Raw genomic sequence first — 256 nt, 5'->3', positions numbered from 1 at the left:
CCACGGCCCGCACGTCCGCGACGCAGGTCACTCAAACAGCCACAGAAGTGTCCCGCCCCATCGCGGCCCACCCAGGCCACCCCACGGCCCACCCCCCGCCCCACCGCGTCGCGCGGCCCCACTCGCCGCCGCCCGCCTCCGGGACGGGGGCCGCCCCCTCGCCCGGACCGCCGCCGCGCACCCGGCGCCCGACCGGCCCGTCCCGGGTCTCGGTCAGCCGAACCCGCGGGCTGTGCTCGGTGGGTGCTCCGGGGAC

At 80.9% G+C, this 256-nt stretch carries 1 protein-coding gene; it reads right to left on the bottom strand.

What is annotated here, in order from left to right; translation table 11 throughout:
- Positions 1-31 precede the first annotated feature (31 nt).
- A partial coding sequence (locus QM716_RS29450; RefSeq protein WP_283307724.1) for a hypothetical protein occupies positions 32-256 on the bottom strand: 225 nt, incomplete at its 5' end.

Origin of the sequence: Rhodococcus sp. IEGM 1409 (assembly GCF_030056735.1) — a bacterium.
GTDB lineage: Bacteria > Actinomycetota > Actinomycetes > Mycobacteriales > Mycobacteriaceae > Rhodococcus_F.
This window is presented reverse-complemented; position numbering and strand designations above follow the sequence as displayed.